This window comes from Bradyrhizobium sp. UBA2491 (assembly GCF_002341725.1).
Lineage (GTDB): Bacteria > Pseudomonadota > Alphaproteobacteria > Rhizobiales > Xanthobacteraceae > Bradyrhizobium.
In genome coordinates, this window is record NZ_DDOP01000016.1 from 51,210 (window position 1) to 51,705 (window position 496).

Annotated in this window: 1 pseudogene; it reads right to left on the minus strand. The window is 68.5% G+C overall.

Going from position 1 to position 496, the window contains the following annotated elements:
* Positions 1 to 496, minus strand: a pseudogene (locus B2W55_RS05280) (NAD(P)(+) transhydrogenase (Re/Si-specific) subunit alpha); the annotation flags it as partial.

Sequence of the window (496 nt, forward strand, 5' to 3'; positions counted from 1 at the left end):
TTCGCAGCCGGAACGGTGCCCGCCGCGGTCATCATCATCGGGAAGGCGCGGCCGAACGCCTCGGCACCCTCGATCACCGCCCGGTAGCCGGCCAGGTTGGCCTGCGAGGACAGCACGTCCATCACCTGGGCGCGGGTGATGCGCGGCATCAGCTCCATCGCGAACGCCGACACCCCGGCATCGGCCATCGCCTTCAGCGCCGCCTCGTTGCCGTAGGGATCCATGATCGCGATCACCAGCGCGCCGCGCTTGTACTGCGACAGCTCGGAGGCTTCCGGCCGCTTCACCTTGATGATGATGTCGGCGTCCTTCAGCGCATCGGCGCTGACGGTGGCGCCCACGGCCGTGAACTCCGAATCGGGCAGCCCCGACTTGATCCCCGCCCCCGGCTCGACCGCGACCTCGGCGCCCAGCGCCTTGAACTTCTTCACGGTGTCCGGCGAGGCCGCAACCCGCGGCTCCGACGGATCGATTTCCTTCGCTACGGCAATCTTCA